The sequence below is a fragment of the Pantoea sp. AG702 genome (assembly GCF_003182295.1).
Classification (GTDB): Bacteria; Pseudomonadota; Gammaproteobacteria; order Enterobacterales; family Enterobacteriaceae; genus Pantoea; species Pantoea ananatis.
The window spans coordinates 55,038-64,997 of record NZ_QGTU01000004.1 but is presented as its reverse complement, the minus strand read 5'-3'; the positions used below and the strand labels follow the sequence as shown (position 1 = coordinate 64,997).

Below are 9,960 nucleotides of genomic sequence, written 5' to 3'. Positions count from 1 at the left end.
CAGACGGCGAAGGTGGTGGGGCCGAAAGGCGAGAGCATCTGGACGGACAAATACGGCCGGGTGAAGGTGAAGTTCCACTGGGACCGTCTGGCGAAGGGTGACGACACGAGTTCGTGCTGGGTGCGCGTATCGAGTGCCTGGGCGGGTCAGGGCTTCGGCGGGGTGCAGATCCCGCGCGTCAACGATGAGGTTGTCGTGGACTTCATCAATGGCGATCCAGATCGTCCGTTGATCATTGGCCGCGTTTATAACGAAGCCAGTATGCCGCCATGGGCACTACCGGCTGCCGCCACACAAATGGGCTTTCTGAGTCGCTCGAAAGACGGCACTGCGGATACCGCGAACGCATTACGCTTTGAGGATAAGGCGGGCGAGGAGCATTTGTGGATCCAGGCGCAGAAGAACATGGATACACATGTTAAAAATGATTCCAGCCATTCCGTTGCCAACAACCACAGCCACTATGCAGGCGGTAACGAACTCTATCGCGTTGAAACCAACCGTGTACATGGCGTGAAAGGTGGAGAAGAGCGTTTAACGGGACAAGGGAAAATCGACAATGTTGTTGATACCTATGTACTGGGCTCAGGTACTAAGTTACGGCTTGAATGTGGCGAAAGCGCTATCGAACTTAATGCTAATGGTCATATCAATATTGTCGGTAAGGGCTTCAATCTGTTTGTGAACGGTGATGGACACATCACTACATCAGGCGGAAAACTCAATTTAAATACATCCGGTGCGCAGCCGGGTACGGGTGCACCTGGTGCTGGCCACAAAGGCAACATCAATCAGGCCGTTGTGAATCTTTTCCCCCCAAAGCAAAAGGGGCAGGCGGCCCCGGCAGCACCTAAAGCGAAGGTTGAGCATGCGAAATCCCCTTCCACACCAGTAAACAATAAAACTGAAAAGAAAGTGCGGCCGTTACCTCCCGAAAAACAAGCCTTTTTTGATAAGGTGTACGCCGCAGCTCAAGCTGATGAGAAAAAGACAGGCGTCCCTGCACAGGTAACAACTGCTCAAGCCATATTGGAATCTGACTGGGGAAAGAGAGTGCCGACTGACGTTAATACCAATAAGGTCAGTAATAATCTTTTTGGGGTAAAAGCACACGGCTCGCCAAATTATGTGGAATCATGGACTCATGAAAACATAAATGGCAAACGAGTACCTGTTTTAGACAAATTCGCGAGTTATGACTCAGTAGATGAAAGTATTGAACAGCATTCTCAATTTTTGATTAAAAATCAGAGGTATAGTAGTTTGTTTCAGTCATCGGATCCTGTTGAGTGGGCCAAAGGATTACAGGATAAAGGCTATGCAACGGATCCCAACTATGCTAAAAGCTTGATTTCAGTAATGAAAGGTAGAGGCCTCCTATGACCAGGACTTTAATTGCTTTACTTGTTGCTTTGCCCTTTTTTTCTTCAGCTAATGATATTTGTCAAGACCTTGATAGCACGGCAACAAAGAAAGGCATAAGTTTTGATAATACTGATAATGTTTTCAAAGTAGGTGGGGAAGGCCGGTTACAGTTTTACTCTGCTCCAGATAAGAAATGTTTGGAAAAAGGAGTTTTCGTCATTCCGGGTAATAGCCTATATGCCTACGTTGAATATCATGGTTATTACAGTGTCATGTATCTTTCTGATGACGGTGACCAAGTTACTGGCTGGGTTGAAAAAGACAGATTAATTGATATGCATAAAGGTATTGCTCCAGACTACAATCAGGATGCTCAGCAAAAAAAGAGTAATTAGCTGTAATTTAATAAACAAGGGTGCTTAAAGTTTAGTACCCTTGTTTTCTTGTTTGGTTTGCTGTGATGATGCTTTTTGATTAATATGAATTTTTATATTTATAAGGATTTAAGTTTTTTATTGATTAATGAAGGCGTTAGGTTTTATGTGACTGGCGCGAACGTGTAGTAATTTGTTTAAAATTTAATCATGATTGATTTTTTTGCTGCCTCAAGTCCTGATAATTCTCAACTTATACGGTGCGTCTTGATAATGCCTCGTTTTTCTTTAATTTTAATTTTTTCTTTATCTGTTTTTCTAATAAGTAGCACCAGCAAGGCTAATGAAAAAAATCACGTCACACTTAATGATGAAGGGCGCATTTTCTTGGTCTGCTTAAGTAAAAGTAGCGCAACGAATGAGAAATTAAGTAATTGCTACCGCAACGAAATCAAGCGTCAGGATGCACGGCTGAACCAAAACTACCAACATTTTTTGGCAACGCGCCGTGAAGATGCCAGGCAGCGTTATGTGGAGGCGCAGCGTCAATGGGTTAAATATCGTGATACTAACTGCAACGCGCAAATTGCTAACGCAGCAAACGAGGATGCTGAATTAATTGCAGGCGATCGCTGTTATTTAAAAATGACAATTAATCGTGCAGATGAGTTAGCTCCTTCAGCACCTTTAACGGGCAGTTGGTATGGAGAGAGCGAAAAGAACGGTACGCTTAATGTGACGCTGGTACAGCATGGCGATGATATTACCGGCACCTACTGTTATATGAATGGTACTGAGCAGATAGATTGTCCTGATGATGATAATCCCCATATATTGCACGGACGCGTGAGCGGTAACACTGCTATGCTTTCATTCCCTTCCTCGTCAGGTGAACCCGACCGCAGGAAAGCCAGAGTCACCTTAAAAGGGGCAAATCTTTCGTGGCAACTTGTTGAAGATCGTGATGGTAACCTAATGCCGACACCGGTTTCATTTGATACTCTCGTGCCTTTACCATGATAAAAGCACAATGTTCATAAATCGTCTTTTCAGCAGCTTATTGTTTGTGGCTGTCCTTATGTTGGTATCGTGCCTTGCCAGGGCTGAATCCACTGCAGAAACCGTAACTCCCGCTTTAAATGAGGGAGATTTTTCCGTTCTGCTCAACGACTACGCTTTCACCCCCGGCGACGCATGGAACAACCAAAGCTTCATACGCGCAGGCAAAGCCCTGAGTTCCGTTGTGGCCGGAGAAGTCGTCATCAATGAGCAGCGGTACAACTATTACCAACATACCTATGAAGGCTTTCAGTTATTCAGCGCGACGGCGGTAGGAAACGCCAGCCATGCAATTCTGGCAGAGATCCTATTGGACGGTGCCAGCGTGCCGACGGCTCGTAACATAATCGTCGGCGATAGCGTGGAACAGGTTCAGAAAGCCTACGGACCCGGAAAAGAAGATAACAGTGATAATCAGCACTGGCTTATCTATAAGATGGGTGAGAAGCAGTTGATGTTCGAAATTGACCAGCAAAAAGTCAGCCACATCATGTTGAATACCACCATGAGTGCAGAGCAACATGAAGTCAGCGCTGATCAGGCTATCGCCTTAGCGACGAACGCGATTCATACTTATCACCTCACCGCGCTTGATGATCAATGTCTGAGATACGACCTGGATGACACCAGCGAGAAGGCGTTCTACATCATCACGGTTCGTGAAGACAACCATGACGTCAGTTGCGGCGGGGACCCGGATATTTCTCCCCGGCTTTTTGATATCAAAGTTGCTCGTGATAACACACAGATACTCACAAATGCCGATAACGCGGATGGCGATTATCGTAGCCTGGTTCCACCCGCCACAAACAATCAATAAAACGGACATCCTATGAATTATCAGTTTAATGAAGGCGCTTTTGCGCTGTTTCCTGCCGCCTGGCAGGACACGACCATGAATATTTTGCGGGATGACGCCAGCGGACTGGCATTAGTGGTGAGCCGTGGTGTGATTCCTGAAGACAGCGATGCGGAAAAAGAGTTTCAGCGCCAGTGGGACACGTTGCGCAGCCAGATGGGCCATATTCAGCAGACGGAATTTGTTCGGGTTACGGCTGGCGCGGATAACGCTTTGCGTGCGCTAGAAGTTGAAACCGCCTTCGATCGTAACGGACAAGCCGTGTGGCAGCGACAGTTGGCGACCCGGGTTCCGGATAGCAACATCTTAATGATTTTTACCCTCTCCGCGATGCGCGCTTTCAATGAAGAAGACGGACAGCGTTGGAGTGCCTTCAAACAAAGCCTGAGTCTGAACAACCCACGGAAAGCATAAGCTATGGATAACCGTGCGGCCCGCGTGGGCGATGAGATCATTCATTCCAGCATTTTCGCTGATATCACCAGTATTGTCGCTGAGGGCGCAGCCTACGCGGTGATCGGTGCGGCGGTCGGTGCGGCGGCAACAGCAGCAGCACCATTGCTGGGGGCAGGAATGGCTGCGGCAGGCGTCGCAGCCATTGGTTCCAGCTGTCTGCTCAGCGGCATTATTGGCGGTGTATTAGCGAATGCTGCGGGCATTTCGGATGACATCACTAAAGCGGCCGATGGGCTGGGAGACATGATATTCCCGCCTTCTCCAGCCGGTGTGATCGCCAGCGGATCAGAGAATGTTCACGTGAATGGTCTTTTAGCTGCACGCGCGGCCGGGATGCTTACGCCCGGAGATACGCCGCCACCGGAACCGCAATCGCCCAAGAGTTTCGCAGACTATGGCGGCATGCTGCTCTCTGCGGTGGGTCAGTTTGGCAGTGCAATGTGGCAACCCACGGTAGCCTCCGCCGACGCTGGCACCTCTCCGCTGGAACAGGACAAAGTGGCCTGTGAAAAGCACAGCGCACCGCAATATCTGGCGCAGGGATCGAAAAGCGTCTTTATCAATGGCCAGCCTGCGGTGCGCGCAAAGGATAAAACCACCTGTGATGCCACCGTGAGTGACGATGTTTCCCCCAATGTCATCATTGGTGGTGAAACCGTCACTGTAAGAGAGATTAAAAGTGGCAAGGTGCCAGGTCTGGCCGTGATGATGATCGGCCTTTCCCTGATTCGTGGTCGCCCCAGCCAGATTCTGAAAAACATGCCCTGCGCACTTGCTGGCGCGGTCGGTGGGATGATGGCGGATATGGCGATCAACGCCGCCTTCTCATCGCTGTTTCCGGTTCATGCCTCCACGGGCGTCAAAGTGCTTAATGATGATGCCGAGCGCGATTTCTCCCTTCCTGGTCGCTTCCCGCTCAGTTTCCAGCGTAGCTATAACAGCCTGACCCAGCGCAGCGGATTATTTGGTCTGGGCTGGGCGACGGTGTTTGACAGCTATATAACGCTGGATGGCAATCAGGCGACCTGGTTTGATGACAACGGGCGCGAGCTGAGCTTTGCGGTTCCCGGTGAAAAAGAGGTGCTCTACAGCATCAGCGAAGGGCTGATGGTAAGGCGCAACGAACTGGGTGATGTCGCCATTGCCGACGACGACGGTGCGGTATGGCGTCTGTACAGACGTACGGCCGCTGATCCGCAAGTGCTGCGGCTGGCTTCTCTGAGCGACGAGTACGGCAATGCGCTGGAGATGGGCTGGGACGAGCAGGCTCGTCTGGTGCGCATTCATGACGCGCCGCTGGCTATTGATGTCACCCTGCATTACGACGACAAACAGCATGCACAGCGCCCGACCTCGGCCAGCCATTTTGATGGTGAGCAGCAGTGGCCATTAACGCACTGGACTTATAATGAACAGGGCCAGCTTGCCAGCGTCACCGATGCCGCAGGCGTTGTCTCGCGTCGTTTCCGTTACAACGATGACGGGTTAATGGTCTGGCATCAACTGCCGGGCGGGCTGGAAAGTGAATATCGCTGGCAGAAGCTGGATCACTGGCGCGTCGTTGAAAACCGCACCAATACCGGTGACGGCTGTCACATGCATTATGATCTTGATGCTGGCATCACGCGCGTATCGACCTATGACGGTCAGCAGCGCGAACATCACTGGAATGCTGCAGGGCTTATCACCTGCTTTATTGATGAGCGGGGCGAGACCTGGCGCTATGAGTGGGATGAAAACGAACTTCTGACGCGCCGTATCGATCCGCTGGGTAATGCGGTGAGCTTCACCTATGACGATCTCGGCAACCGTGTAGAAGAGAAAGATGCGGACGGCGGTGTACAGGCGGTGCAATGGCTGTCACACCGTTCTCTGCCCACGGTCGTTGCCGGGGCTGACGGTGCCACCACGAAATACTATTACGATCCCCATCATGGCCTTGAGCGCGTGGCTGATGCGCTCGGGCAGAGTACCTTTTATAAGCGGGATGAGTTTGGGCTGGTTGTCGAAGAGATTGACGCGGCAGGCAACAGCTATCGTCGTGAATTCAATGATGCCGGCCAGGTTATCCGCGAAACAGACTGTTCAGGGCTGACGACGCGCTACCGCTATCATCCCCTTGGCTGGCTCAGTTGTGTGACCGCCCCGGATGGTGAAGAAACCCGGTATCACTATGATGCTGCGGGGCGTCCTGTTCTGCTGGAGCGGGCAGAGGGCTGGGAAGAGCGATTGCGCTGGAGCGACAACGGCCTGCCACTGGCCCACGAGTCAGCGGATGGTAAACGTAGTGAATTCCGCTACGACAACGTCGGGCGCTTAATCGCCAACCGTAATGCCCAGGGCGAGACGGTTCAGCGCAGCTGGGACAGCCGTGGTCGGTTGACTGCGCTGCAAAACGAGAACGGCGAGCAGTATCAGTTCGAGTGGGGCGCAGATTCCCTGTTGCTGGCCCAGGTTGGGCTGGATGGCGTTGCCACGCGATACGAGTATGACGCGGCAGGACGCACGTTATCTCGCACCTTTGCCGCCGGGCATCCTCAGGCGATTACCCATCGCTATCACTGGAGCCGGGCGGGACAACTGCTGGCACGGACCACGCCGGAAGGCCAGACGCGCTATCACTACAGCGGTGGTGGGCAGTTAAGTAAAGTGTCGCAGCATCTGCCGCTGTCTGACACCGAGTGGAGCCAGCAGGCCGAGCAGGAGATTGCGTTTACCTATGATGCGCTGGGCCGTATCGTAGGTGAGCAGGGTGAACAGGGCGCGCTGGCCTGGGATTACGACGCGCTGGGTAACTGCACGGCCTTAACCCTGCCGGATGGTCGCAACCTGAAGCAGCTTTACTACGGCAGCGGCCATTTACTGAGCATCGCGCTGGACAACCTGCCGGTCACTGAGTTTACCCGTGACACATTGCATCGGGAACTCAGCCGCACGCAGGGCGGCCTGACCACGCGCAGTGAGTACGATCGCTTAGGCAGGCTGCGCCGCCGTGACGTTTTCAAAGGTGAAGCACAGCGTCCTGCGCCGCGCGTCTGGTCCCGTCGGCGGGACTTCGATTACGGCAACAACCTAATCCGTGAAGAGCGCGACGATAACCCGTTCAGCCAGACATTATGGCACTACGATAACGCCGGTCGGCTGCTGTCTCAGGAAGGCGCGCAGCCGGGTAATGAGCAGTGGCGCTGGGATGGCGCAGGCAACCCGCTGGATCGCCATGCCGCTTCCCATATCATGCATAACCGCGTCACTGAACTGAACGGTATCCGCTGGCAGTACGACATTCATGGCCGCACCACCGAAAAGGATGACGGCCAGACCCGCTGGCGCTACCGTTACGATGGTGAACACCGCCTGACGGACGTCATCAGCGAACCGCGGGACCGCAATAAGCCACGTACTAAGGTGAGCTTTCGCTACGATCCGCTGGGGCGACGCATCAGTAAAACCCGCCAGCAACTGTTACAGGGCAGGCCGTCTGGCAAGGCCGTCACAACGCGCTTTGTCTGGGAAGGCTACCGCCTGCTGCAGGAAATCCACGACGATACTCCGCTTACCTATGTCTACAGCGACAGCCAGAGTTATGAACCGCTGGCCCGTATAGATGGCGTGGAAAGCCCGGAGATATTCTGGTTCCACTGCGCCGCTAACGGCACGCCGGAACTGCTGACCGACGTTGAAGGGCAGAAAACCTGGGAAGGTGTGAACAGCCCATGGGGCAAACTGCTGCGCGAGTCTAACCAGCGAATTCCGGTGGTGGAGCAGAATCTGCGTATGCAGGGCCAGTACCTGGATCGTGAAACCGGGCTGCACTATAATTTGTTCCGTTATTATGATCCGGACAGCGGCCGGTTTACGCAGCATGACCCGATAGGTCTGGCGGGCGGGATAAACCTTTACCAGTATGCCCCGAATGCGCTGGGCTGGGTGGATCCGTTGGGGTTGAGTTGTAAGAACAAATGGAATGATTTTCAACGGAAGACGAAAGGTGCATTCTCTACAAGGAAACAGGCTGGTCGAGCATACAATGCTACAAAAGGGATTGTTAAACCAGAAAAATTCCCTGATCCAGTCACTTACTTAGATCCTAATAAAATTAAAGCTCATCTAAGTCAGTTTGAAGGTGGAGTGTCAAAAATTGCGTGGGGTGTTAATCCAGAATATTCCGAAATTGGGCCGCCAGGTGGACATTTTGTTATGCCTAAGTCAGTCGCTGATGATGTGATCGCTAGATCAGGCGGTGATGTTCGCACAATTGAGAAATTGTTAGGATTGTCGAAAGGAGAGCTAGGTGACGCACCTGTAAGAATTGACATACCCAATCCAACTGGATTGCGGATGCCATCTGGTAATGAGGCTGGAGCAAATAAATTTTGGCTTCCCGGAGGGTATACATCGGGAGGGATTCCGGAAGCAGCTATAGATCCGACTCCCTTAAATCAAGCTATTATCAATAAAATTTAAAGTAAGGAGAATATAATGGGAAAGGCTATATTTAGTGGCTATGGCATGTTCATTACTCAAGAAGATGGCAAATACTATATCAATTATGACGCTGGTGGGATTACTAATAGAGATGTTAAATCTGAGATAAGCGAAGAAGAGTTTAATAAAGCAAAGTTAAGCGAACAAGATGCATATGAGGTAATAATAAGCACTCAAGTTAGAGATAAAATAAATTGTTGATATTGGGTTTATTAATCTGCACTTGCATTTCGTAGTCTTACACTCTGCCAAAGTATCTACTTTGGCGTTTTATCAAAATGACAATTTTAGTGCTAGTTTGGTATATTATTTTACTATGATGATAGCTCGGGGAGTTTTGCTTAAATCAGAGTGATTACCTTGAAAATAAAGTAGTAAGGTTTTTTATTTATAGAGTTGTGACTCTTGAGGGCGCTAATTTAAAAGCTGGTTCCAGTCAAATTAAATGCCAAGAAGGTTTGGAGTCAAGGGCTGTTTGAAATTTAGGATTGGTAAATATTAGATATATCTAAACTTAAGTATTCACAAGATAGTCTTTTTTTATGATTATTGTTTCCAACTCTGGTTTATGCTTTATGGATATTTAAGGGGTATGCTTTCATCCTGTTTTCCCAATATTGCCGTACACAATGCTTCGCTAACATCGCCCGGCAGCGTCGCATGAAATAAACCATGCAGCTCTTCATTACTGTTTTCGCAGAACACCCATTCCGCGACTCTCGTCATACCATCCACTTTTCTCTCAAACCTTCCGCCCGCTGCAGAAAATACATGACGATACTCCGCTTACCTATGTGTACAGCGACAGCCAGAGCTATGAGCCTTTGGTCCGTATTGATGGCGTGGAAAGCCCGGAAATATTCTGGTTCCACTGCGCGGCTAACGGCACGCCAGAACTACTGACCGACGCTGAAGGTCAAAAGACCTGGGAAGGCGTGAACAGCCCGTGGGGCAAACTGCTGCGGGAGTCTAACCAGCGAATTCCGGTGGTGGAGCAGAACCTGCGTATGCAGGGCAAGTATCTGGACCGGGTTTAATTTGCTTAAGCAAATTTGAATATCGCTTCAGTGATGGCCCCAAGGAATGAGGCACCGCAGGTGCCGATTTCAAGGAGTTTACATTTTATTTTTTGATATTAATGTACAAATCATAGAGTTATTTCAGATTTAGGGGGGATACGTTGCAATTTTTTGGAAACTGCGTGCCACAAGTGCGTCATCCTCGAATGTTTGGTGATAGAGAGGGAGCCACCTCTTGACCATTCATCTAAGCGTCCTCAGAATATGGTGCTGGAGAAATCAAAAAATGCATGCTAATTCAAGTGTAATAGAGTTTGATAAAGTTGATATTTTATAGGGGAGA

At 50.4% G+C, this 9,960-nt stretch carries 7 protein-coding genes and 1 pseudogene; all 8 read left to right on the top strand.

Features of this window, described 5'->3' with window-relative positions; translation table 11 throughout:
* The coding region (gene tssI / locus DFO57_RS12630; RefSeq protein WP_146206689.1) for a type VI secretion system tip protein TssI/VgrG at positions 1 to 1,383 on the top strand (1,383 nt) is incomplete at its 5' end.
* A complete protein-coding gene (locus tag DFO57_RS12625) occupies positions 1,380 to 1,760 on the top strand; it encodes a hypothetical protein (protein ID WP_014605537.1) in 381 nt (126 codons plus the stop codon). The genes tssI and DFO57_RS12625, both read left to right, overlap by 4 nt.
* Positions 1,761 to 1,949: 189 nt before the next feature.
* A complete protein-coding gene (locus tag DFO57_RS12620; protein ID WP_231858603.1) occupies positions 1,950 to 2,759 on the top strand; it encodes a lysozyme inhibitor LprI family protein in 810 nt (269 codons plus the stop codon).
* A gap of 10 nt (positions 2,760 to 2,769) precedes the next feature.
* Positions 2,770 to 3,618: a hypothetical protein gene (locus DFO57_RS12615; RefSeq protein ID WP_014605539.1), complete on the top strand. Its 849-nt coding sequence runs from the start codon at positions 2,770 to 2,772 to the stop codon at positions 3,616 to 3,618.
* A 12-nt stretch (positions 3,619 to 3,630) separates the two neighbouring features.
* Entirely contained in the window at positions 3,631 to 4,071 is a 441-nt protein-coding gene (locus DFO57_RS12610) for a DcrB-related protein (protein WP_014605540.1), read from the top strand.
* A gap of 3 nt (positions 4,072 to 4,074) precedes the next feature.
* Complete coding sequence (locus DFO57_RS12605; protein ID WP_110015390.1) at positions 4,075 to 8,577, top strand: RHS repeat-associated core domain-containing protein; 4,503 nt, start codon at positions 4,075 to 4,077, stop codon at positions 8,575 to 8,577.
* A 15-nt stretch (positions 8,578 to 8,592) separates the two neighbouring features.
* Complete coding sequence (locus DFO57_RS12600; RefSeq protein ID WP_013026226.1) at positions 8,593 to 8,799, top strand: hypothetical protein; 207 nt, start codon at positions 8,593 to 8,595, stop codon at positions 8,797 to 8,799.
* A 548-nt stretch (positions 8,800 to 9,347) separates the two neighbouring features.
* Positions 9,348 to 9,629 (top strand): annotated as a pseudogene (locus DFO57_RS12595) (RHS domain-containing protein); the annotation flags it as partial.
* Positions 9,630 to 9,960: the final 331 nt, after the last annotated feature.

Bases quoted from the DNA above. Each gene is read 5' to 3' on its own strand.
- DFO57_RS12625 (WP_014605537.1), top strand. From the start codon at position 1,380: ATGACCAGGACTTTAATTGCTTTACTTGTTGCTTTGCCCTTTTTTTCT.
- DFO57_RS12620 (WP_231858603.1), top strand. From the start codon at position 1,950: ATGATTGATTTTTTTGCTGCCTCAAGTCCTGATAATTCTCAACTTATA.
- DFO57_RS12610 (WP_014605540.1), top strand. From the start codon at position 3,631: ATGAATTATCAGTTTAATGAAGGCGCTTTTGCGCTGTTTCCTGCCGCC.
- DFO57_RS12605 (WP_110015390.1), top strand. From the start codon at position 4,075: ATGGATAACCGTGCGGCCCGCGTGGGCGATGAGATCATTCATTCCAGC.
- DFO57_RS12600 (WP_013026226.1), top strand. From the start codon at position 8,593: ATGGGAAAGGCTATATTTAGTGGCTATGGCATGTTCATTACTCAAGAA.
- DFO57_RS12615 (WP_014605539.1), top strand. From the start codon at position 2,770: ATGTTCATAAATCGTCTTTTCAGCAGCTTATTGTTTGTGGCTGTCCTT.